The organism is Paraburkholderia hiiakae, from assembly GCF_904848665.1.
Taxonomy (GTDB): domain Bacteria; phylum Pseudomonadota; class Gammaproteobacteria; order Burkholderiales; family Burkholderiaceae; genus Paraburkholderia; species Paraburkholderia hiiakae.
On the sequence record NZ_CAJHCQ010000028.1, the window covers coordinates 56,178 to 79,851 of the forward strand.

Consider the following 23,674-nt stretch of genomic DNA (forward strand, 5'->3'; position numbering starts at 1 on the left):
GAAGCTGCGCAATTGACGACCGAATTCATTCTGGAGTCCTCGAAAACCACAGTGCGCTCATGCCGTGGCCGCGACGGCAGCACCCGTCACGCTGCGTGCGAGCGTGAGCACCGCCCACGTGACGAGACCGAGCACGATGGACAGGCCCGCCGCCGTCACCATGTTGGCGTTGAGTGTGAACTCGGTATAGATGGTCATCGGCAGGACGTCGATGTCGGTGGCGAGCGTGAACGCCGTGCCGAACGCGCCCATCGCAGTCGCGAAGCAGATTGCCCCTGCGGCGACGAGGCCGGGCGCGAGCGCGGGCAGGATCACGTCGCAGAGCACGCGCCACGACGACGCGCCAAGCGATCGCGCGGCCTCTTCGAGCGAGCCGTCGAGCTGGCTTGCGCAGGCCATGACGGTCACGATCACGCGCGGGATCGAGAAGTACAGGTAGCCGGCGAAGAGTCCCGCCATCGAATACGCGAACACCCAGCGCTCGCCGGTGAGCCGCAGCGAAAGCGCGCCGATGAGCCCCTGGCGGCCCGCGAGCATGATGACCATGAAGCCGACCACCACGCCCGGAAACGCCAGCGGAAACGTGAGCAGCGCAACGAGCGCGCGGCGCCCCGCGAACGTGCGCCGCGCGAGCAGGAGGCCGCAGATCGTGGAGATCACGAGCGTTGCCGCGGTGACGGCGGCCGAGAGCGCGATGGTCGCGCCCAGGCTTCTCATGTAGCGGCCATTCGTTAGCAGTGCGCGATAAGTTTCGACGAAGTGGCCGTCGGCGCTCACCTGCACGAGCGCGATCATCGGTAGCAGCCAGAATGCGAGGAACACCGCGAGCCCGGGCGCGATGAGCGCCACGCGCCAGCGCAGCGGAAAAGTGAGGTCATGCATGGACGTGATCGGCTGGAGTATCAGTGCATGATCTGCAGATAACGCTCGCCGAAGGCTTGTTGCTGCGCTGCCATCTTCGCGAAGTCCACGGGTTTTGCGCGCGCGTAGTCGCTCGCGGGCAGGAACTTCGAAGCCGCTTGCGGCGAGAGCGCGCTCGCGCGTACCGGGCGCAGGTAGGCGTTGGCCCAGAGCTTCTGGCCTTCGTCGGAGAGCACGAAGTCGAGCACCTTTTTGCCGTTCGCTTCGTGCGGCCCGTTCTTCACGAGGCTCATCACGTAGGGCACCGAAATCGTGCCTTCCTGCGGGATTACGAACTCGACATTCGCGTGGTCCTTGTACATGGCGCGGTAGGCGTCGAAGTCGTAGTCGAGCAGGATGGGAATCTCACCCGAAAGCACGCGCGCATAGGCGGTTTGCTTCGGCACGATCGGCTGGTTGGCCTTGAGCTTGCTGAACCATTCGAAAGCGGGCTGGAAGTTATCGAGCGTGCCGCCCAACGCGAGATTTACGGCCACCGCGCCCGCATAGCCCACAAAAGCGCTCGACGGATCGAGGTAACCGACCATGCCCTTGTACTCGGGCTTGAGGAGATCGGCCCACGAGCGCGGCACCGGCTTGCCTTCGAGCGCATCCTTGTTGACGAAGAAGCCGAGCGTGCCCGAGTGGATGGCGAACCAGTAGCCTTGCGGGTCCTTCAGGTCAGCGGGAATGTCGTTCCAGTGCGCGGGCTTGTACGGCGTGATCACGCCCTTGTCTTTCGCCTGGAATGCCGACGAAACGCCGAGGTAGACGACATCGGCGACGGGGCTCTTCTGCTCGGCCATCAGTTGTGCGATGGATTGACCGGAGTTCTTGTTGTCGAACGGCACGCGAATGCCGGTCTCTTTCTGGATCGCCTGGATCTGGCTTGCCCAGTCGGCCCATTCGGGCGGGCAGTTGTAGCAGATCGCGGTTTGCTCGGCCTGTGCCGTGAGTGGCGCGGCAAGTCCGGCCACGAGGGCCGCGGCGCTCGCGGCGAGCGGCAGGGCGCGGGACAAGGGGGCTAAGCGGGCGAAGCGGGCTAAGCGCCGCACGGGCGCGGCTAGCGTGCGCAGGGCGGCGTGCACGGGCACAAGCGAAAGCGGGCCGGCAAAGGCGAGTCGGCGGGTCACGGCAGGTCTCCAGGTCGGTTGCGAGAGCGTTCTGGTGGATGAGGGCCGCATGCGTACACGGCCCGGATTGTTCAGGTTGTTCGGCTTATTCTTCAGGCGTGCTAATGGCACACATAAGCGGCTCACGAAAGCGCGCCGCCGAGTTCGAGGTCGCGATCGATCGCGCTCCCACGCGCGCCGAGCGGCGCGTGTGCGATCGCCGCGATGGTGGCACCCGCGCGCAACGTGTGCGGCAGCGTATTGGCGAGCGGCCCCGCGTATTGGCCGCCGATGCGCGCCATCAGGCATTGCCACGCTTCGCGGCCGATGTCGCGGTTCGGCGTGCCGATGCTCGCGAGCGGCGGCGCGAGCAGTTCGCCCATAGCGAGGCCGTCGAAGCCGAGAATCGACATGTCCTGCGGCACGCGCAGGCGCGCGCGGCGCAGCCCGCGCATCACGACCATTGCGAGCAGGTCATTGCTGCAGAAGAGGGCCGTGGGGCGCGCGGGCCCGCTCGTCAGATGCGCGAGCACCGAAGGCGCGAGTTCTTGCGCGTTGAAATCGATTTCAAGGGCCGGTGCGGGCGTGAGGCCAGCCTGCTGCATCGCGAGGGCATAGCCGGCATGACGCTGGCGCGCGCGATCGGGCGCGGCCAGTGTGCCGGCCAGCATGAGGATGCGGCGATGGCCGTGCGCGATGAGCATGCGCACACCGTCGCAGGCAGCCTGGTGGTTATCCACCGATACCGAAGGACGGCGCTTCGTGTCGTTGTGCATCAGCACGTAGAGCGGGCCGTTGGCGTCGAGTTCGTCGAGCAGGGGGTGTGTGTCAGCGTCGGCGACGGTCAGGATCAGGCCCTCGACACGTTGCGCGCGCAACGTCTCGATCGCATGACGTTCGCGATCGGCGTCGTACTGCGTCGTCATCAGCATGAGGCGAAAGCCCTGCGCGGCGGCTAGCTCGTCGATGCCCTGCAGGCACTCAGCGAACACCGGATTGGCGAGCGTGGGCAGCACCACGCCGATGAGGCGCGTGCGCTCGCCGCGCAACTGGCGGCCGAGCGGGTTCGGGCGGAACTTCAGGGCGTCGATGGCTTCGCGCACCCGCGCGAGCGTGATGGGGTTGACGGTATGAGGTGCATTGATCGCACGCGAGACCGTCGCGATCGAGAATCCGGCGTGTGCGGCGACATCCTTGATGGTTGGCGTCATGCGTGCGGCCCCGGCATCGTTTGTAAACGTTTTCGATGGGGCCGATTATGAAAAGCGCGTATGACCGGGAGATGACGGACGCGGTCCCCTTCGTGCCTTTGGGACGCGCGCCGCGCAATGGTAGAATCGCGTCCGCCCTGCCGGGGTGATGAAATTGGTAAACATAGCGGACTTAAGAAAAATTGAGTGCCCGACCGGAAACGGCCGGTGCAGAACCCCTCAAATTCGGCGAACCCCCTGGGCCTTGAAGCGCGTTGCGCGCGAGGCGCCGAGGCAACGCCGAGCCAAGCCGGCTGCTGCGCAAAGCGGCGGTCAGGAAGGTGTAGAGACTAGACGGGGGGCGCCTAAGGCGGTGCGCGGCGTGAGACACGCGGCGCTCAGCGACGGCGAAGGCATAGTCCAGCGCACGAACGCGCGTCCATGCAGGGACGCGTGGCGTCGAAAGACGTGGTGTGACGAAAATCCGCCGCCTAACGGCTTGCCGGTTCAAGTCCGGTCCCCGGCACCAGATGTCGTTCCAGTGCGTTCCGCTGGAATCCGAAAACCCGCGATAGCGTAAGGCTTCGCGGGTTTTTTATTTGCGCGGCTAAATCTGTGCGGGCGCACGAAGGGGAATCGCCAGGGCGAACGTAGAAACAGAAGAAGGCGGGAAAAGCTCAGGGGCAGTCGCGCAAAATGGCGGCGCGAGGATCAGTCGAGCGCTGCGCTGCAACAAGGTGCTTGCGCACTCAACGATTACCGATCTTTCCGGTAAGAGGATTGATCAGCCGCGCGAATCCGAACAATGCCGCGATGCCAAAGGGGCAGGCGATGAAGAATGCGGTCAACATGACTCGGCCCTAAACGTAACAAAATGTATCGTCAGTTTAGCTCGGTCATGCGGTTTGGGTATCAGGGTCAACGACAACAAACTATTGCGCTATCGCAAGCAATATCGTCGGCAACAGCGGGGAACGGGCTGCAACGCCCGTTTGGCGCGGGTAAGCGAGAAGACTGTGCGGACCGCATCAGATGCAGTCGAATATTACCTCTACTGTCTGGGACGTCACGCCGCGCAAGCCCTCGCTGTGGATCTCGACCGTGTGTAGCTGCTTCTTTTGCTTTTCGCAGTAGTCCTCGGCTTCGCTCAGCCCCGCTGCGCGCACATGATTCCACGAAACCAGATCCCAGCGCGCGCGGCTCGTGACGGTGAGATGGCCATCCTGTCTCGAATTGACGGCAGTCACCGATGTGCACGCCGTCAGCATGCTAACTCCAAACAACAGGACGTAACCTTTCATAGATTCTCCGTGGTCCGCGAGCATTCTCGCCGCCAACCCGGGGAATTGGCAACCCAAAGCGATGCGCTCCGGCACGTTAGGGTTGCTTCACGCAGTGAAACGCTGCCGTGCCGTAAGGCACCGTCACGACGGCTTGACCGCGCAACTCGGGTTCCGAATCGATGAGTGCGCGCAATTCGGCTTCGATGCGGGCCTGCTCTTCAGGCGGCAAGGCCGCAATGAAACTCGTGGATTTGACACGCGCGACGATGACGTCTTCTGGCGAGCCGGTGTGGCCCTGCACGAAACGCTGCTCGCGCAGAGGCCCGAATCCGGCAAACGGGAAGGCGCTACGCCATTGGCCCGTGTAGTAGCGCGGCGTGTCGCCTTCGGCGCGGTTGACGATGGCGTCGAGCCGCGCAACCCACTCGACGCTCGCGTCGCGCAAGTTCCAGATCAGGCCGAGGCGGCCACCGGGTTTGAGCACACGCAGAATTTCGGCGAGCGACGCCGCGTTGGCGAACCAGTGAAAAGCCTGCGCGCAGACGATCGCATCGACACTGGCATCGTCGAGCGCGAGCGACTCGGCCGTGCCCGCACGGGTATCGACTTCGGGGAGCGCGGCGGCAAGCTTCGCCCGCATGGCGGCTACGGGCTCGACAGCGATTACGTGTGAGCCAGTCTCCAGCAGGCGCCGCGTGAACTTACCCGTGCCGGCACCCAGGTCGATGACCGTTGCACCGGGGCCGAGTCCGAGCGTGTCGCGCAGCCAGGTATTGATTTCGGGCGGGTAGTCCGGGCGGCCGCGGACATAGTGGTCCGCGGCGGCGGGCGTGTAGCCCTGTTCAGCCGAGTGGTGTAGGGCGTTCGGCGGGTTGATCATGAGCGCGCTCGGGCGGTGGGTCCGCGAGCGAGCATAGCACCACGCGCCGTGCCGTCGAAAGACACGGCGCCGCGCACCGCGTCCGGTTGGGCGCGCTGCGCAGAGCGTTCAGTCGTGGGCGACCAGGTCGCCGACTTGACCCTGGCCGGAAACGAGACAGGAAGAGAGGAAGTTTTCGCTCTGGCTGCTCGCGCCGCGTTCGCCGAATCCGCGCACGAGCGCTTCAGCCTTGACGAGTGCGGAGCCCTGGGCGCAGGTGAGCGAGCCAGCCTCGTGAGCCTGCACACGTGTCATGGCTCGATTCGCGAGGAGGAGTGCGAGGACGATGACAACACCAACATTGAATGCTTGTCTCATGATTTCGTCTCCTTGTGCATTCAGACTATCTCAGTCGTTCGGCGTCCGAAGCCAGGAGTTTCCCGGCCATGCACCGCAGCACATGTGGCGCACAAAAACGTGCTTTCATGCGGCCTGCGTATTGCTTCGGCGTCCTTCGCTTGGCGCCCGTGCGCCGCTACGCCTTGAGCAGCGTGGCACGGGAAAAATGCGCTCCTGAGCGAGGCTGGGCGCTGCGTCGCAACAATGCCGCGATGCGTCAGATTCAACGTCTGCTAACAAATGTAGCCCTGTCGCGTAGCGAGCACGACGCGGCACATCGACACGGTGTGTTTTTGCACAACGCGCCGCGGCGAAACAATCATGTGGCACCGTTTTTCGCCTCGCTGGAAACGTGGAGGCGCAATGCACGGCGGCAGGACGCCCGACCGGGTGCGCCCGGCGTGTCTTGAAATACGGCGGGGCTTCCTGCAAGATCGACGCCCGATCCCCTTTTCCTGAGCGAGGTGAACCCATGCAGTTGATCGGCATGATGGACTCCCCCTATGTGCGTCGCGTCGCGATTTCGCTTCATGTGCTCGGCCTGGCGTTCGAGCACCGTAGCATTTCGGTATTTCGGCAGTACGACGAATTTGCTCAGATCAATCCCGTCGTGAAGGCACCCACCTTTATCGACGACGATGGCACGCAGCTGATCGACTCGACGCTGATCCTCGACTACCTGGACCGCAAGGTGCCAGCCGCGCAGCGGCTCATGCCAGAGGAGACCCAGGAGCGGACTTTCGCACTGCGTGTGAACGGTTTCGCGCTCGCGGCCATGGAAAAGACGGTGCAGCAGGTTTATGAACGCGAATTGCGCCCCGCCGAGCGCCAGCACGAGCCGTGGTTCGAGCGTGTGAATGCCCAGATGCATGCGGCCTGGGCCGTGCTCGACCAGCTAGTAGAGGGCCGCGACGGCTGGCTGTGCGCGGGCCGCATCACGCAAGCCGATATCACCGCGGCCGTTGCGTGGCGTTTCAACCAGTACATTCTGCCTGGCTGCGCTGATTCCGCCCGATATCCGGCGATTGCTGCGCTTTCCGCACGCGCCGAGGCGCTGCCGGAATTCGTCGCCACACCCCTCGACTAAAACACGTTCGCCCCAGCGCGGGATTCGCGCAAAGCACCGTGTGACGGGGCTGGGCGCGACGCCGCGCCCAGTGCCCTCGCACTGGTTTCGATTGTTTGCGATTTTCGACAAGTGACTTCGCGGACGGCCCATTTATCAGCGCACGCTGCATTCCTACAATGACAACCATCGAATGACCCTGCGTCAGGAGGACGCGGGGCATGCAGCGGGAGCGGTCATGAAATCCTTTATCGAACGACAGCTGTATCAGCCAGCGTTGGTTCTGCCGATGGTGGACCTGATGCAGCTGATGGTGTCGCTCGACTTCAACATGGGGCAAGTCGGGCTGATGGTGGCTACGCGCGGCGCGCGCGCCGCATTCCAGCGCTCGCGCGAACTCTGGAACGCGGGCCATGGGGAATGTGCGCCCACTGATTGCGTGCACTGATTGTGTACGGACTGCGGTCGCACTGAATTTGCCCAACCGAATTTGCCCAACCTAAACGACTGAGTCTCCAACCACACATTCACCGAACGCCTGATTGCAGGGACGTCTAGCGTTCGCCGATCCCCCTGACGCGCAGCGGCTTCGCCCGTTTGCTGTTGTGACGTCACCCTGTGAGCCGCCTCGACGTGTGAGGCGGCTCTTTTTTTTGCGCCTTCATGTCTTCGCGATGCATCGCCGATGCGTACCCGATTCGCTGAATCACACTGCAGGCGGTGGCCGTTCGTCGCGCGTAAGATGGCGCGATCCGCCGCCCATTCGCGACTCGCGGCGACTCGCGATGACACGCGCGGCGAATCGGTTCAACTCGCGGTTCAACTCGCGGCTCAACTCGCTCCAACGGCAAAGGAGGGCGGCATGGCACAGCGTTTCGATGCGATCGTGATCGGCACGGGGCAGAGCGGCCCGCCGCTCGCGGTGCGGCTTGCGAAGAGCGGCCGCAAGACGGCGGTGATCGAGCGCGCGTCGTTCGGCGGGACCTGCGTGAACGTGGGCTGCACGCCGACCAAGGCGTATGTCGCCTGTGCGCGTGCCGCGCACGTGGTGCGTCATGCGGCGGACTTCGGCGTGCACATTGGAAATGCCGCGCAGCCGGGCGACGTTCACATCGATCTCGCGTTCGTGAAGGCGCGCAAGGATCGCATCATCGCGGCGTCGCGCGATGGCGTCGAGCAGTGGCTACGCCATACGCCGAACATCACCGTGTTCACGGGGCATGCGCGTTTCACGGGCGCGCATGCGGTGCGCGTCGCTGCGCACGACGGTACGCAGATCGATCTCGAAGCGCCCGAGATCTTCATCAACACGGGCACGCGCGCGCAGATTCCCGCCATTCCCGGCTTAGAGACGATCCGCTACGAGACCAATTCGACGCTGCTCGCGCTGGAGCAACTGCCGGAGCACCTGGCGATCTGCGGCGGCAGCTACGTGGCGCTCGAATTCGCGCAGATGTTCCGCCGCTTCGGCAGCCGCGTGACCGTGCTCGTGCGCGGGCAACGCGTGCTCGCTCGCGAGGACGACGATTATTCGCGCGCCGTACAAGAGGTGCTCGCACGCGAAGGCGTGGATTTTCGCTTCGGCGCAGAGCCGCGCAGCCTCGCGCCGCGTGACGGCCAGGCGGGCGTGCGTATCGCGCTAGACAGCGGTCCGCTCGACGTTTCGCATCTGCTCTTTGCGACGGGGCGCCTGCCGAACACCGACGATCTGGGGCTCGACGCCGCGGGCATCGAGCGAGACGCTCACGGGCTGATCGCCGTCGATGGTCAATTGCGTACGCGCGTTCAGGGCATCTGGGCGCTGGGCGACGTGAATGGCCGTGGCGCGTTCACGCACACTTCCTACGACGATTTCCAGATCGTCGCGGCGAACCTTCTGGACGGCAAATCGCGCAGCGCCGACACACGCATTCCCGCTTACGCGGTGTACGTCGATCCGCCGCTCGCACGCGTGGGGATGAGCGAGCGCGCAGTGCGCGAGCGCGGCAAACCCGCGCTCATCGCCACGATGCCGATGTCGCGCGTGGGCCGCGCGCGCGAACGCGGCGAGACGGACGGCTTCATGAAGGCGCTGGTCGATCCGCAGACGCAACGCATTCTCGGCGCGGCGATATTCGGCATCGAGGGCGACGAGGCGATCCACACGTTCATCGACACGATGACGGCCGACGCGCCCTACACGACGCTGCAATACGCGATGCACGTGCACCCGACCGTGAGCGAATTGGTGCCCACCTTGCTCGACGGCCTGAAACCGCTTGAATGAGCGCTTTTGCATGAACGAACCGGAGACCGCTGCATTCGGCAATCTCTTCGCAGGCATCAATCACGACGCCAATGAAGAGCGCTTCGATACGCTCGTTTCGCGCGACGGGGTACTGATCGAGCGCATCGTTTCCACGGGACAGGCGAGCCCGCCAGGCTTCTGGTACGACGACGCGCGCGAAGAGTGGGTGGCGCTGCTTGCCGGCGCCGCGACGCTGGAGTTCGCGGACACGGCGGCGCCGCCGCGCCGCCTGCTGCCCGGCGACTACGTGCAGATTCCGGCGCACTGCCGCCATCGCGTGTCGTGGACCGATCCCACTGTGCCGAGCGTGTGGCTCGCGGTGTATGTCAGCGCGGCGCAAGGGGAGGGCGACGGCGAGGCGTGAGCGCGGCGATAATCGGCAGTATTCAACCGAAACGAAATGTCATGTCCGCGAACTATCCCCTACGCGTCGCTTTGGTTTCCGACACGCACAATCTGCTTCGTCCCGAGTTGCTCGCCTTCGTTGAGGGTGCGGACGCCATCGTGCACGCGGGCGACATCTGCGATCAGCGCGTGCTCGACACGCTCGGGGCTGTCGCGCCGCTCACCGTCGTGCGCGGCAACAACGACCATGGCGCGTGGGCCGAGGCGTTGCCCGTGCAGGCCATCGTCACGCTGGGCGGAGTTCGCCTCGCGGTGGTCCACGAACTGCCCGACCTGCAGGGCGATCCGGCAACCGATGGCATCGCCGTCGTTGTGAGCGGGCATTCGCACAAGCCTGCGCTGGAAACGCGCGAGGGCGTGGTGTATGTGAATCCCGGCAGCGCGGGGCCGCGCCGCTTCACGCTGCCCGTCTCGGCGGCGATGCTGACGATCGGCAAGGACAGCGGGTTGCACGTCGAACACGTCAACCTCGTCGAATAACGAAGCGAGCGCACAAGAAAAAAGGCCAGCGCGAAGCTGGCCTTTTTGCGTTTCAGCGGTGCCGTATCAGGCGCGCACTGCGTTGGCGACGGCGTACTCCTCGTCGAGTTCGCGCGCGAGACGCACACCGCGCAGCACCGCATGCGCTTCCGCCTTGGTGCTCACGCTCGGTGCGGAGCCAGGCAGCGGTCGGCGCGCCGTTTCATGCAGCGCCAACACCGAGATGATGCCGATCACCGCGGCGCCCATCAGGTAGTACGCGGGCATCATGAGGTTCTGCGTGTGTTCGACGAGCCACGCCGCCACGAGCGGTGTCGTACCGCCAAACAGCGACACCGACACGTTGAAGCCGATCGCGAGCGCGCCGTAACGGATCGCGGTCGGGAACAGCGCCGGCAGCGCCGAGGGCATCACGCCCGTGAAGCACGAGAGCAGCGCGCCGAGAATCAGGAGACCGAAAAACACCGGCACGAGCGCACCCGTCTGGATCAGGGTGAGCGACGGGATCGCCAGCAGGATCAGGCCCACGCAGCCTGCGAGCATCACCGGCTTGCGGCCCACGGCGTCGGAGAGACGGCCGAACGCGAGCGTCATCGGCATCATGAGCACCATCACGATCAGCACGAGGAAGAGGCCGTGCGTTTCGTTGAAGTGCAGCGTCGCCGAAAGGTAACTCGGCAGATACGACAGCGCCATGTAGTCGGTCACGTTGAAGATCAGCACGAGACCCACGCACAGCAGGAAGGGGCGCAGATGCTGCGTGAGCAGCGAGTGCAGCGTGAGCTTCGGGCGCGCGTGCTCTTCGGCTTCGCGCAGTTCCGCTTCGCGCTTGAACGCGGGCGTTTCTTCGAGCTTGGTACGGATGTACAGACCCACGAGGCCGAGCGGACCCGCGATCATGAACGGCACGCGCCAGCCCCAGTCGAGCAGTTGCTGGTGCGAGAGTACGGCGGTCAGCACGGCAACGGTGCCCGCGCCGAACACATAACCGATCAGCGTGCCGAATTCGAGGAAGCTGCCCATGAAGCCACGGCGCTTGTCGGTGGCGAATTCGGCGATGAAGGTCGCCGCGCCACCGTATTCGCCGCCGGTCGAGAAGCCCTGCACGAGGCGCGCCAGCAGCAGCAGGACGGGCGCCGCAATGCCGATCGACTTGTACGAGGGAATCAGGCCGATGGCGAAGGTGCCACAGGCCATCATGATCATCGTCATCGCGAGTACGCGCTGGCGGCCGATACGGTCGCCGAGCGGCCCGAAAACCATGCCGCCGATCGGGCGCACGAGGAACGCGGCCGCGAACGTGCCGAACGTGGCGATGAGCTGTGCCGAGGGGTTGCTCGACGGGAAGAACACCTGGCCGAGCGTGACGGCGATGTAGCTGTACACGCCGAAGTCGAACCATTCCATGGCGTTGCCGAGTGCCATGGCGCCGACGGCGCGTTTGAGGAGGCTTTTATCGACGATCGTGATGTCGTCGAGGGTAAGGTCGGTCTGGGCCGACGAGCCGGAAGTGGAAGCGGTCAAGGTCTGCATCTCCAATGACTGCGACGAACCCACGAGGGCTCGCCACGGTTGCCGGAGAGTGCCGTTTCGCGATAGCGGCGACATTTCGCGCACGGCACGGCACGTTGGGCAGAGACGAGGGCGGGCCGATGGTGCATCGCACAAGGCGAGCTGCGCACGAAAGCAATGCTGAAGTGTCGCGAAACGACACTCGGACGAGTTGTGTTTAACGTAGCGCCTGCGTGGCCGTGGAAGGGGGGCAGGGCGCATGAGGACGCTGGACCGGCACGAGGTGCCAAGGTGAAGCGCCGCTGAAACGAAAAAGAAGCCCGCGTGGCGGAGCGTTCTTTTTGTCATATGCGCATTCGGGTTGACGGCGTTTTTGGGTGCCTGCCCGAATGCAATTGATGGCTAATGCCTGTTGAACGAGGCCACATGGTAGCACGATAACGTAAGATCGCGCAAACCTCGGCATCTGCGGGGATTCGGGGAGCGGACTGGAAGCCCCACGTGGCGGGGGATTGCGCCGATTCGGTGGAACCGTTTTCGCCGCCTGGAAAGCGCATGAAGCGCATAAAAAAACCGCGCCGGAGGCGCGGTTTTTGCGAGGCATCGCGTGGCGTTTTTCGCCTGTCAGGGACAGATCCCAGTACGCAACGGAAGGCCTTTAGCCTTCGGTCGGCGGCACGTAGCCGGAGGCCTGGTCGGCGCCTTCGCCGAAGAAGAACTTCTCGGTCTGCTTCATCAGGTACTGACGCGCACGCGGATCGGCCATGTTCAGACGGTTTTCGTTGATGAGCATGGTCTGCTGCTTGAGCCACTGCTGCCACGCCTCCTTCGAGACGCTTTCGTAGATGCGCTTGCCGAGTTCGCCCGGCAGCGGGGGAAAGTCGAGTCCCTCGGCTTCCTTGCCGAGCTTCGCGCATTGGATCGTACGGGCCATGCTGTGCTTCTCCTGTAGTCGTATGTGTGGGTGGCGGCGCGCCTCATCCCCAGATGGGGACGCTCAGAGCTGTTTCATCAGCACGAGCGATTTGCGCTGCCAGTTATAGAGGCGCCGGCGGTCTTCGGGCAGGTCGTCCACCGTTGCCTTGACGAAGCCGCGCTTAAGGAACCAGTGTTCGGTGCGCGTGGTGAGCACGAAAATGCGCGTGAGGCCACGCGCCCGCGCGCGCTGCTCGATACGGCGCAAGAGTCGCTCGCCGTCGCCGGAGCCCTGTGCTTCGGGCGAGACCGTGAGGCACGCCATCTCGCCGATGCGCTCCTGCGAATACGCGTAAAGCGCCGCGCAGCCAAAGAGCACGCCGTCGTGCTCGATTACCGAGAAGTGGTCGATGTCGCGCTCGATCTGGTGACGCCCGCGACGCACGAGCGTGCCGTCGGTCTCGAGCGGCTCGATCAGCGTGAGAATGCCGCCGACGTCGTCGGGAGTCGCTTCGCGCAGGCTTTCCAGGTTCTCGTACGAGATCATGGTGCCCACGCCGTCGTGCAGGAACAGTTCGAGCAGCAGGCCGCCGTCGAGCGCGTAGGGAATGATGTGCGCGCGGCCCACGCCGCCGCGGCAGGCGCGAATGGAGTGCTTCAGATAGAAGCCCTCGTCGCCGAGTACGGTGCCGCCTTCTTGCAGCTTGTAGGCGTCGTCGAGGGACATTTCGCGGATCAGCTCGCCTTCCTCGTCGATCAGACCCCGCGTTTCCGTGAGGAAAACGATCTTGTCGGCGCGCAACGCGATGGCCGCCGCCGAGGCGACATCTTCCATCGACAGATTGAACGCCTCGCCCGTGGGCGAAAAGCCGAGCGGCGAGAGCAGCACGAGCTTGCGGCTCGCGAGCGAATGGCGGATCGAATCCGCGTCGATCTTGCGCACGACGCCCGTGTGCTGGAAGTCAACGCCGTCGAGAATGCCGACCGGACGCGCTGTCACAAAATTGCCCGACACCACGCTGATGTGCGCGTGGGCCATGGGCGTGTTCGGCAGACCCTGGCTGATCGCGGCCTCGATGTCGAGACGTACTTCACCGGCCGCTTCCTTCGCCGATTCGAGCGCGCGGGCATTCGTGATGCGCATGCCATGCGAGAACTCGGACTCGACGCCGTGCAGGCTCATCTGCTCTTCGACCTGCGGGCGTGAACCATGCACGAGCACGATCTGGATGCCCATGGCCTGCAAGAGCGCGATGTCCGCAACGAGCGCGTTGAGCAGGTTCTGGTGCACGACCTCGCCGCCGAATCCGACGACGAATGTCTTGCCCTGGAACATGTGGATGTAGGGCGCGACCGATCGCATCCAATCCACGAATTGCGCGTGCTGCGCGATGATCTGCGAGTCGGTATCCGCAGCGGCGGCGGAGGCCGGCGCGCTGGCGGTGGCGGGGACGAGGTCGGTTTGGGAATTCATGCCCGGGATTATAATGCGCCCCCATGTCGAATGTACCCAAAAGACCTGCCTCGGCGCAGGGCAGCAACACCGCGGCCGGGAAGGAAACGGCGCAGGACGGCGCGAAAGCGAAAAGCGCGTCGCAGAAGTACGGCGACGGGCAAACGCCCGCGTCGACGGACAAGCTTGCCGCGCTCATGGGCGGCGGCGCGCTGGGCGGCGCGCGCGTGCAGGATAAGCGCACTGAGCACACCGCGCCGAAGCCACACGCCGAAACGAAGCAGTCTGAGCCACCGCGCGAACCGCAAGGACCATCGCAGTCAGCAGCGGCGCAGCCGGTGCGCAGCGAGGCGAACCGCACGCCGCCAAGCGGGCAGCGCACACAACAGGGCGAAGCACGTGCGCCGCGCGATCAGGCGCGCAAACCTCATGCGCCGCGCGACGCGCGCGCACCACAGCCGAAGCCTGCGCAGCAGACGCCCTCCGGTGCATCCGCGCGCGAGCAAGCGCCGCGTGCGCAGCGCGATGCCTCGGCTGCGCCGGGTGCCGCGCAGCGTGCACAGCCGCGCAATCCCTCGTCACAGCGCAAACCTGCTCAGCCGCCACGCGCCGCAAGGCCCGATGGCGCGCCCGAGGGCGACCAATCGACCGAACGCGCCGCACGCTCCGGCAGCGAAGCCGGCGAACGCAAGCCGCGCAGCGAACGTCCGCCACGTGTCCCGCGCGCGAACGTCGAGCCGAACAAGGTCCCACCCATCACGTTCCCCGAAGCGCTGCCGGTTTCCGGCCGCCGCGAGGAAATCGCGCGTGCGATTGCGCAGAATCAGGTCGTGATCGTGAGCGGTGAAACGGGCTCGGGCAAGACCACTCAGTTGCCGAAAATCGCGCTCGCGCTGGGCCGCGGCCTCGGCGCGGGCGGCACGGGTCTGATCGGTCATACGCAGCCGCGGCGGATCGCGGCTTCGGCCACGGCGCGCCGTATCGCCGACGAACTCAATACGCCGTTTGGCGAAGTGGTCGGCTACAAGGTGCGCTTCACCGACAATCTCTCGCCCGGCGCCTCGGTCAAGCTCATGACCGACGGCATTCTGCTCGCGGAGACGCAAACCGATCCGCTGCTCAAGGCCTACGACACGATCATCATCGACGAGGCGCACGAGCGCAGTCTCAACATCGACTTTCTGCTCGGTTATCTGAAGGAGATCCTGCCGCGCCGGCCCGAGCTCAAGCTGATCGTGACCTCGGCGACCATCGACGCCGATCGCTTCGCGCGCCACTTCGGCAGCGAGGAAAAGCCCGCACCGGTGATCGAGGTGAGCGGGCGGCTGTATCCCGTCGAGGTGCGCTACCGACCGGTGCAGGAGGACAGCCCGGCGGTGAAGAATGCGCAGGGCACGACGGGCCGCGAAAAAACCGCGAAGTCCCAGCGCGATACGGATCGCGACCTGATGGAAGCGATCGTCGACGCCGTCGACGAACTCTGCCGCGAAGGCTCGGGCGACGTGCTCGTGTTCCTGCCCGGCGAGCGGGAGATTCGCGATGCCGCCGAGGCGCTGAGGAAGCATCATCCGCCGCACACGGAGATCCTGCCGCTTTTCGCGCGCCTTTCCGCGCAGGAGCAGGAGCGCGTGTTCAAGCCGTCGAACGCGCGCCGCATCGTCCTCGCGACCAACGTGGCCGAGACCTCGCTCACGGTGCCTGGCATCCGCTACGTGGTCGACACGGGTCTCGCGCGTGTGAAGCGTTATTCGTACCGCAACAAGGTCGAGCAACTGCAGATCGAGGCGATTGCACAGGCTCCCGCGAACCAGCGCGCGGGCCGTTGCGGACGTGTCGCGGACGGCATCTGTATCCGGCTTTACGAAGAGTCGGACTTCATTGCGCGGCCGCGTTTTTCCGATCCGGAAATCCTGCGCTCCTCGCTCGCCGCCGTGATTCTGCGCATGAAGTCGCTGCATCTCACGGCGATCGAGACGTTTCCGTTCATCGAGCCGCCGCCAGGCCGCGCGATCGCCGATGGCTATCAGTTGCTCAACGAACTGGGCGCAGTCGACGACGACAACGCGCTCACGCCGCTTGGCCGCGAACTCGCGCGCCTGCCGCTCGATCCGCGCGTGGGCCGCATGATTCTAGGCGCACGCGACGAGCAGGCGCTGCGCGAAGTGCTCATCATCGCGAGCGCGCTTTCGGTGCAGGATCCGCGCGACCGGCCTATCGAGGCGCAAGAGCAGGCGGATCAGGCGCATCGCCGTTTTGCCGACGAGCGCTCCGAGTTCCTCCAGTGGCTCAAGATCTGGGCCTGGTTCGAAGAGGCCATCGCGCACAAGAAGTCCAACCGGCAATTGCTGGATTCGTGTCGCGCGAATTTCCTTTCGCACTTGCGCTTGCGCGAATGGCGCGACGTGCATTCACAATTGTTGACCGTGGTGCGTGAGCACGGCTGGCGCATCAATGAAGCCGACGCGACTTATGAGCAGATCCATCACGCGCTGCTCACCGGCCTGCTCGGCAACATCGGCCTGAAGGCCGACGACGAGCCGCATTACCTCGGTGCGCGCGGGATCAAGTTCCACTTGTGGCCGGGCTCGGCGCTCGTGAAGAAGGCGGGGCGCTGGGTGGTGGCGGCAGAACTCGTCGAAACGAGCCGTCTGTACGCGCGCTGCATCGCGAAGATCGAGCCCGAGTGGCTCGAGAAGGTGGGCGCGCATTTGCTGAAGACGTCGCTCTCCGAGCCGCATTGGGAAAAACGCGCGGCGCAGGTGAGCGCGTTCGAGCGTGGGGTGCTCTATGGCTTGCCGATATACCAACGCCGGCGCGTGGCGTTTGGCAAGCAGGACCCGGCGCGTGCGCGCGATCTCTTCATTCGCGGCGCGCTGGTCGAGGGCGAATTCGACACGAAACTCGCGTTCTTCGCGCACAACCGCAAGCTGCTTGCCGATATCGAGCAGCTGGAACACAAGTCGCGCCGCCAGGACGTGCTGGTCGACGACGAGCTGATCTACGGTTTCTACGATCAGGCGATTCCCGAGGGCATTTACTCGGGCGCGTCGTTCGAACGCTGGTATCGCGACGAGGTGAGAAAGGGCGGCCAGCCCGAGGACAAGCTGCGTCTGCTGTACCTCTCTCGCGACGACCTGATGCGTCACGAAGCGGCCGGCGTGACGACCGACCTGTTCCCGAAGCGCATGACGATGTCGGGCGTGGCGATGGCGCTCACGTATCACTTCGAGCCGGGCTCGCCGCGCGATGGCGTCACGCTCGCGGTGCCGCTCTACGCGCTCAACCAGGTTGACGCGCGCCGCTGCGAATGGCTCGTGCCGGGCATGCTCAAGGAGAAGGCGCAACTGCTCCTGAAGTCGCTGCCGCAGAAGCTGCGCCGCCACTGCGTGCCGTTGCCCGAGTACGCGGCCGGCTTTGCTGAGCGCGTGGGCGGCGAGCGCTTCGGCGCGGGCGGTCTGCTGGAGGCGCTGATCGCCGATGTGCGCGAGCAGAAGCAGGTCGCCCTGAAGTCCGCCGACTTCAAGCTGGAAACGCTGGCCGCCCACCTCTTCATGAACTTCAAGGTGATCGACGAGCACGGTCGCCAGCTCGCGATGGGCCGCAACCTTGCGCAACTGCGCGCCGAACTCGGCGCGCAGGCGCAGCAGCAATTCCAGAAGCTCGCGAGTGCGACGGCGCTGGCTGCGCTGGAAACGCGCGTGCAGGGCGGCGATGTCGCCCAGAACGCTCAGGCCGAGCGCGCGGCAAGCGGCAACGCGCCGCAAAGGAGCAACGCGCCGCAAACGAGCGCGCCGGGCGACGCAACGCCCGCCACCGCGCTCTACGAAAACCTCACGACGTGGAATTTCGGCAAGCTGCCGGAACTGCTGGAAATCCGCCGGGGTGGACAGACGCTGTTCGGCTATCCGGCGCTCGTCGATCGCGGCACGCATTGCGATGTCGAAGTGTTCGATTCGCCGGAGGAGGCCGCGCGCATTCATCGGGCGGGACTGCGTCGATTGTTCGCGCTGCAGTTGCGTGAGCCGATCCGCTACCTGGAGAAGAACCTGCCGGGCCTGCGCGAGATGGCGATGCAGTTCATGGCGCGCGCCACTCAGGAGGAACTGCGCGACCAGTTGGTCGAACTCGCGCTCGACCGCGCTTGCCTGCAAGACCCGCTGCCCGACGACGACGCGACTTTCCACGCGCGCAAGGACGAAGGCCGCGGGCGTCTCTCGCTGCTTGCGCAGGAAATCGCGCGCCTCGTGGGGCAGATCCTCGCCGAATATGCATCGTTGGCCAAGAAGCTCGTGCAGGCCAAGGCGTTCGGTGCGCCCGCAGCGGACATGCAGGCGCAGGTCGACGCGCTCATCAGCAAGCGCTTCATTCTGGAAACGCCCTATGCGCAACTCGTGCATTTCCCGCGCTACTTGAAGGGCGTGGCGCTGCGTATCGACAAGCTGCGTGCCGACCCCGCACGCGACGCGCGCCAGGCCAGCGAATTTCAGCCGCTCGCGCAGCAGTATCAGCGTGCGCTCTCGCAGCGCGGCGGCGTGTTCGATCCTCGTCTCTCGGAGTTCCGGTGGCTCCTCGAAGAGCTGCGCATCTCGCTCTTCGCCCAGGAGTTGCGCACGCCGATGCCGGTTTCCGTGAAGCGTCTGTACAAGGTTTGGGAATCGATGCAGCGATAGGCGCACGTTGGATGGCCACCGGATGCATTACGGGCCATAACAATCCTTCGAAACAGGGGCGCGTCATCGCGCCCCTTCCATTTTCAGGCCGCCTACGTCAACCTTGCGGGCTGTCAGACGGTCTACAATCACGCATCTGCCCGGGAACGATCCTTCATGCGTAAAAACACTTTTCGCCGCGCTGCCTTCAAGGTTGCCGCAGCCGCGCTTGCTTGCGCCGCCGCTTTTGCCACATTCGCCTCAACGGCCGCTCACGCGAACAACATCATCGTCCTGAACTCGGGCGAAGCCACGCTGAGTCTCATCGACGACAAGACGTACGAAGTCGTCGGCACCGTGCCCACGGGCAAGGAACCGCATCACCTCTTTCCCACGCCGGACAACACGTCGCTGATCGTCGCGAACTCGGTGTCGAACAATCTGCTGTTCGTCGATCCGAAAACCGGCAAGCCGCAGCGCTGGGTCGAAAACGTCGAAGACCCGTATCAGCTCGGCTTCTCGCCCGACCGCAAGTGGTTCGTCACCACGGGGCTGCGCCTCGACCGCCTCGACATCTACAACTACGCGGGCGGCAGCAATATCACGCTCGCCAAACGCCTGCCGCTCTCGGCCATGCCGAGCCACCTCGCGTTCACCAACGACAGCCACATCGTGTTCGTTTCGCTGCAGGTGTCGGGCGAAATCGCGGCGGTCGATCTGCCCACGCAGAAGGTGCTCTGGAAGATGAAGGTGGGCTCGGCGCCGGCCGGCCTCTGGCTCACGCCCGGCGACAAGTACCTGCTCGTCGGCATGACGGGCGCCGACTACGTGGCGGTAGTGGACTGGCGCAACCAGAAAATCGTCAAGACGATCCAGGTGGGCAAGGCCGCGCACAACTTCCGCTCGCTCGCGGACGGCCGTCACGTGCTGGTGTCGAGCCGCGTGGCGAACGTCATTAGCATCATCGACGAGGAAACGCTCGAAAAGACCGGCGAGATCAGCGGCTTGATGCCCGGTCCCGACGACATGGAACTGACCGCCGACAAGCGCTATCTGTGGGTGACGTTCCGCTTCGCGAAGCACATCGGCCTCATCGACATGCAGACGAAGAAGCTCATCAAGACCATCGCCGTGGGCCGCTCGCCGCATGGCATCTACTTCTACGATCGCGCGCCCGTTACGGCGCCGAACGGGGCTTAAAAGACCGGAGGGCGCGTGGACATGGTGGCGTCTGTGCTGGCGATGATCGCGCACGCGGGGCAGGCCGTGGTTTCGGGTGCGGACAACCTCGTGTCGTGGCTCCAGACGCTCCTCTACGTCAATGCGATTCAGCCGATGCTCTTCCACGTCGGCATGATGAACGTGGACGAAGACACCTACGACGCGCTCTACTGGGTGATCGTGGGCCTGCTCGAAGTGGGCCTGATGTACGCGCTGCTGCGGCCGCTCGAAGCGCTCGTGCCCGCGGAGAAGTGGCGCGACCGCAAGGGCGTAGGTGTGGATGCGCTCTACACCTGGGTCACGCGCCTCGGCATTCTGAACCTGCTGTTCTTCTTTACGATGCAGCCGTTCTTCGACCGCGCGCAGAGCGCGCTGCGGCTCATGGGCGTGAAGACGGTGGATCTCGACAATCTCTGGCCGGGCGTGACCACGCAGCCGCTCGTGACGTTCGCGATCTACCTCGTGGTGCTCGACTTCTTCAGCTACTGGTACCACCGGCTTTCGCATCGCTACGGCATCTGGTGGGAGCTGCACGCCGTGCATCACAGCCAGCGCAAGATGTCGCTCTGGTGCGATGACCGTAACCATCTGCTCGACGTGATCGGGCAATCGTGCATGTTCGCCGCCGTGGCGCTCGTGATCGGCGTGCCGCCCGCGCAATTCGTGGTGCTCGTTGCGCTCACGAACTTCGTGCAGAGCGTGCAGCATGCCAATATTCGCGTGCATTTCGGCTGGCTCGGCGAGCGGCTGGTCGTAAGCCCGCGCTTTCACCGCCGCCATCACGCCATCGGCTATGGCCACGAAGGCACCCACTACGGCTGCAACTTCGGCGTGCTATTCCCCTGGTGGGACATGATGTTCGGTAGCGCGTCGTTCAATCGCGAGATCGAGCCCACGGGTATTCGCGACCAGCTCGAAGGCACGCGCTACGGCGAAGGCTTTTGGGCGCAGCAGGGCTATGCGTTCACCCGCATCGCGCGGCGCCTGCGTTCGGGTTCCCGCGCTGCCGCTGACGTGCGGGCCGACGCACGCGACGACGCCACCGTGACCTGACGCCGGCGCGGCGTCTTTCCCCTTCATCGCACCCGTCTTACCCGCCGTGCGCGCGGTGGTTTATGCTGTCGGCTTGGTCGCACCGATTTCGCCGACACCGTGTTCTCTACCCGTCCTTTTCGCCATATTCCGCTCGCATGAATGATCTGCTGCGCTCGTTCGGACGCGCGCTCGCGAGCGTCTTCCATCCCGCCATGCTGCTCCTCACCTTCGTGCCATTTCTCGTGGCGGCGGCGGTGTGGGGCGCCGTGCTCTATGTGTTCTGGCAGCCGCTGCTCGACCTTATGCGCGGGGCGCTTGCGAACTGGTCGTCGACGACCTACCTCTACCATCTCTTCGACGCGCTCGGCTTCGGCGGGCTGCGCGCGACGATCGCACCGTTTCTGGTCATCATCCTGACGATTCCGCTCATCGTGATCACGGTACTGCTGCTGATCGTCGCGATTTCGATGCCGCGCGTGATCCGCCATCTATCGAAGCGCCAATATTCGATGGTCGAGATGCGGCGCGGCGGCAGCTGGTACGGCAGTCTTTTCTATTCGCTCGTCACGACTCTCGTCTGCCTAATCGTGATGATCGTGACGCTGCCGCTCTGGCTCATCCCGCCGTTCTTCGCGCTCATTCCGCCGCTGCTGTGGGGCTGGCTCACGTATCGTGTGATGACCTACGACGCGCTCGCGCTGCACGCAACCGTCGAGGAGCGCCGGGCGTTGGTGCGCAGCCACCGCCTGCCGCTGCTCGTCATCGGCGTGGTGAGCGGGTTGCTCGGCTCGCTGCCTACGGCGATCTGGGCCGTTTCCGCGTGGCTGCTGCTGTTCTTTCCGGTGCTCGCGGCGGTGACCATCTGGATTTATGCGTTCATTCTGGTGTTCACGGCGCTCTGGTTCGGACACTACTGTCTGCGCGTGCTTCAGCGCATGCGCGCGCACGAAGTGCAGCAGGCGTCCGGCGACGTGACGATCGTGCACTAACTTACGACAATCCAGCGAGGCGACACATGGCATTTGGCGTCATCATCATCGGCGACGAGATTCTCTCGGGGCGCCGCTCCGACAAGCATCTGCCGAAGGTCATCGAACTGCTCGGCGCGCGCGGCCTCTCGCTCGAGTGGGCGCAGTACGTGGGTGACGACCCCGAGCGCATCACCGAAACGCTGCGGCGCTCGTTTGCTTCGGGCGACATCGTATTTTCGACGGGCGGCATCGGCGCGACGCCGGACGACCACACGCGCCAGTGTGCGGCCGCGGCGCTGGGCGTGCCGCTCGCGTTGCATCCGGACGCCGAGGCGGCGATCCGCGAGCGTATTCGCGACATGCACACGGGCGCCGATCCCGTGAACTACCAGTCGCCCGAGAATCTGCATCGCTTCCAGATGGGCACGTTCCCGCAGGGTTGCGAGATCATCCCGAACGGCTATAACAAGATTCCGGGCTTTTCGATTCGCGACCACTACTTCGTGCCGGGCTTTCCCGTGATGGCGTGGCCGATGATCGAGTGGGTGCTCGACACGAAGTACGCGCACCTGCACCACCAGACGCCGCACGCCGAGAAGTCGCTGCTCGTGTTCGAGTTGCCGGAGTCGACGCTCACGCCGCTCATGGAGCGTATTGAGCGCGATTTTCCGGGCGTGAGGGTGTTCAGCCTGCCGAGCGTGGGCGATACGGAGCGCGGCGGCATTTACGCGCGCCGGCACATCGATCTGGGCGTGAAGGGCGAGCCCGAGGCCGTGGCGGCCGCCTTCGTGAAGCTGCGCGAAGGCGTGCACGAGCTGGGCGGCGATGTGGTCGAGCCGGCGGCGCCGGGCGAGGGCACGCCCGATCGCGAGCGCCGCAGCGGGCCGCGCGCCGGTTTTTGAGTCAGCGAGTCAAGGTGCGCCGCCTACGGCGGTCGGGCAGGCGGCGCATCATCGGCGTGTCACACGCGGCGCTCAGAGTGGCCCGTTGGGTTGGAGGCTGCCAAGTCTTACGCGCCGATCCACGGCAGGCCCCGGAAGCACCAGCCTGTGACGGTTTTGCGGTGTCCCTGGCCGTCTTTGTCGCCCTCGAAACCTTCGAGCAGGTCATAAGCCCTGGTGAAGCCGGCTTTTGCGGCTTCGATGGCGGCGAGCTTGGAGCGCGCGGCGCTGCGGCACAGGAATAGCACGGGCGCGTCGGCTTCCACGGCGCTCTTGAGCTGGGTGAGGAACTCGGCGTTGGGCACGCCGCCCGGGTAGCGGGTCCATTCGACGTGCGAATACTGGCCGTCGCCCACAACGGGGCGGCCGACCCAGTCGAGTTCAGCGCGCGTGCGCACGTCGACGAGGCGCGCACGGGGGTCGAGCTGCAGAAGCTCGAATGCCTCTGCGGGCGATACCGCGCCCGCGTAGGGCAGCTGGTTCTCGACGCGGCGCTTCTCGGCCTGGGCGTACAACTGTTCGAGCGTACTCATGACAACGGATCTCCTGTTTCGCGTTGGACCAAAAAACCATTCTAGCGCGTGGGGACGGAGCGGGGCGGTCGGTCCAGGCAAGGCAAAACAGCACGCGCGCGATGCTGTGAGCCGGACAGAGGGCGCAATGCATTGAGTTGGTGCATGCAAGATGTTTTGCACCATAATGAAGAGAGATTCGCGCGCCAAATTCGGGATTGCACGATTTTGGTGCCGATGAGTCGCCAGGCTGGTGGCTCCACAAAAGCGCCGCGCACGATTTTTGATTGCAAGTGTGTGTCGCGAAAGGGTTTTGCGCCACGTTGGCGCATGCATGGCACGGAAGCTGCTTTATACGTCGCGATCGATTCGCAGCCGGCCAGCCGGGGTCAGCAGGACAGACCTGGGAAGGAGGCGGCCGGCGAGGATCAACAAGATTGGGACGGCGGCAGCGTTCGCCGAAATCGTTAATCAGGAGAATAGG

Annotated in this window: 21 protein-coding genes; 11 read left to right on the forward strand and 10 right to left on the reverse strand. The window is 64.9% G+C overall.

Annotation, left to right across the window (positions count from 1 at the left end; translation table 11 throughout):
• Positions 1-57: 57 nt before the first annotated feature.
• From JMY28_RS34795 to JMY28_RS34820, 6 genes are all read right to left on the reverse strand, one after another.
• Positions 58-882, reverse strand: a complete 825-nt coding sequence (locus tag JMY28_RS34795) for an ABC transporter permease (protein ID WP_201700420.1) — start codon at positions 880-882, stop codon at positions 58-60.
• A 20-nt stretch (positions 883-902) separates the two neighbouring features.
• Positions 903-1,955 (reverse strand): ABC transporter substrate-binding protein, encoded by a 1,053-nt coding sequence (locus JMY28_RS34800; protein WP_407945573.1) that lies wholly within the window; start codon positions 1,953-1,955, stop codon positions 903-905.
• Positions 1,956-2,155: 200 nt separating this feature from the next.
• Positions 2,156-3,223 (reverse strand): LacI family DNA-binding transcriptional regulator, encoded by a 1,068-nt coding sequence (locus JMY28_RS34805; RefSeq protein WP_201700422.1) that lies wholly within the window; start codon positions 3,221-3,223, stop codon positions 2,156-2,158.
• Positions 3,224-4,230: 1,007 nt separating this feature from the next.
• Entirely contained in the window at positions 4,231-4,503 is a 273-nt protein-coding gene (locus JMY28_RS34810; RefSeq protein ID WP_201700423.1) for a hypothetical protein, read from the reverse strand.
• Positions 4,504-4,579: 76 nt separating this feature from the next.
• Positions 4,580-5,365: a class I SAM-dependent methyltransferase gene (locus tag JMY28_RS34815; RefSeq protein WP_201700424.1), complete on the reverse strand. Its 786-nt coding sequence runs from the start codon at positions 5,363-5,365 to the stop codon at positions 4,580-4,582.
• Positions 5,366-5,473: 108 nt separating this feature from the next.
• A complete protein-coding gene (locus tag JMY28_RS34820) occupies positions 5,474-5,722 on the reverse strand; it encodes a hypothetical protein (protein ID WP_201700425.1) in 249 nt (82 codons plus the stop codon).
• Between the two features lie 493 nt (positions 5,723-6,215).
• Here JMY28_RS34820 and JMY28_RS34825 point away from each other — a divergent pair, with 493 nt between their 5' ends.
• From JMY28_RS34825 to JMY28_RS34845, 5 genes are all read left to right on the forward strand, one after another.
• Entirely contained in the window at positions 6,216-6,830 is a 615-nt protein-coding gene (locus tag JMY28_RS34825) for a glutathione S-transferase family protein (RefSeq protein WP_201700426.1), read from the forward strand.
• A gap of 217 nt (positions 6,831-7,047) precedes the next feature.
• Positions 7,048-7,257 carry a hypothetical protein gene (locus tag JMY28_RS34830; RefSeq protein WP_201700427.1) on the forward strand — a complete coding sequence of 70 codons (210 nt, stop codon included), beginning with the start codon at positions 7,048-7,050 and terminating at the stop codon, positions 7,255-7,257.
• A gap of 414 nt (positions 7,258-7,671) precedes the next feature.
• Positions 7,672-9,075 carry an FAD-containing oxidoreductase gene (locus JMY28_RS34835; protein ID WP_201700428.1) on the forward strand — a complete coding sequence of 468 codons (1,404 nt, stop codon included), beginning with the start codon at positions 7,672-7,674 and terminating at the stop codon, positions 9,073-9,075.
• A gap of 10 nt (positions 9,076-9,085) precedes the next feature.
• The gene (locus tag JMY28_RS34840) at positions 9,086-9,460 is read left to right on the forward strand and encodes a cupin domain-containing protein (RefSeq protein WP_201700429.1); all 375 of its coding nucleotides are present in this window, start codon (positions 9,086-9,088) and stop codon (positions 9,458-9,460) included.
• A 41-nt stretch (positions 9,461-9,501) separates the two neighbouring features.
• Positions 9,502-9,981 carry a metallophosphoesterase family protein gene (locus JMY28_RS34845; protein WP_201700430.1) on the forward strand — a complete coding sequence of 160 codons (480 nt, stop codon included), beginning with the start codon at positions 9,502-9,504 and terminating at the stop codon, positions 9,979-9,981.
• 66 nt (positions 9,982-10,047) lie between these two features.
• Here JMY28_RS34845 and proP read toward each other — a convergent pair whose 3' ends face one another.
• From proP to argA, 3 genes are all read right to left on the reverse strand, one after another.
• Positions 10,048-11,505 (reverse strand): glycine betaine/L-proline transporter ProP, encoded by a 1,458-nt coding sequence (gene proP / locus JMY28_RS34850; protein ID WP_407945571.1) that lies wholly within the window; start codon positions 11,503-11,505, stop codon positions 10,048-10,050.
• A gap of 646 nt (positions 11,506-12,151) precedes the next feature.
• Positions 12,152-12,427, reverse strand: a complete 276-nt coding sequence (locus tag JMY28_RS34855; protein WP_201700432.1) for an oxidative damage protection protein — start codon at positions 12,425-12,427, stop codon at positions 12,152-12,154.
• A 63-nt stretch (positions 12,428-12,490) separates the two neighbouring features.
• Complete coding sequence (gene argA, locus JMY28_RS34860) at positions 12,491-13,882, reverse strand: amino-acid N-acetyltransferase (protein ID WP_201700433.1); 1,392 nt, start codon at positions 13,880-13,882, stop codon at positions 12,491-12,493.
• 23 nt (positions 13,883-13,905) lie between these two features.
• Here argA and hrpA point away from each other — a divergent pair, with 23 nt between their 5' ends.
• The 5 genes from hrpA (at position 13,906) to JMY28_RS34885 (ending at position 22,639) form a co-directional block, all read left to right on the forward strand.
• Positions 13,906-18,531, forward strand: a complete 4,626-nt coding sequence (gene hrpA, locus JMY28_RS34865) for an ATP-dependent RNA helicase HrpA (protein WP_236597182.1) — start codon at positions 13,906-13,908, stop codon at positions 18,529-18,531.
• A 156-nt stretch (positions 18,532-18,687) separates the two neighbouring features.
• Complete coding sequence (locus tag JMY28_RS34870; protein WP_201700434.1) at positions 18,688-19,710, forward strand: YVTN family beta-propeller repeat protein; 1,023 nt, start codon at positions 18,688-18,690, stop codon at positions 19,708-19,710.
• A gap of 21 nt (positions 19,711-19,731) precedes the next feature.
• A complete protein-coding gene (locus tag JMY28_RS34875; RefSeq protein WP_236597183.1) occupies positions 19,732-20,784 on the forward strand; it encodes a sterol desaturase family protein in 1,053 nt (350 codons plus the stop codon).
• Between the two features lie 137 nt (positions 20,785-20,921).
• Entirely contained in the window at positions 20,922-21,755 is an 834-nt protein-coding gene (locus JMY28_RS34880) for an EI24 domain-containing protein (RefSeq protein WP_201700435.1), read from the forward strand.
• Between the two features lie 26 nt (positions 21,756-21,781).
• Positions 21,782-22,639 (forward strand): competence/damage-inducible protein A, encoded by an 858-nt coding sequence (locus JMY28_RS34885; RefSeq protein WP_201700436.1) that lies wholly within the window; start codon positions 21,782-21,784, stop codon positions 22,637-22,639.
• Positions 22,640-22,746: 107 nt separating this feature from the next.
• Here the strand turns inward: JMY28_RS34885 and JMY28_RS34890 are convergent, their stop codons facing one another.
• Positions 22,747-23,211 (reverse strand): rhodanese-like domain-containing protein, encoded by a 465-nt coding sequence (locus JMY28_RS34890; protein WP_201700437.1) that lies wholly within the window; start codon positions 23,209-23,211, stop codon positions 22,747-22,749.
• Between the two features lie 144 nt (positions 23,212-23,355).
• Between JMY28_RS34890 and JMY28_RS34895 the strand changes: the two genes are divergently transcribed.
• A complete protein-coding gene (locus JMY28_RS34895; protein WP_201700438.1) occupies positions 23,356-23,661 on the forward strand; it encodes a hypothetical protein in 306 nt (101 codons plus the stop codon).
• The last annotated feature ends 13 nt before the right edge of the window (positions 23,662-23,674 follow it).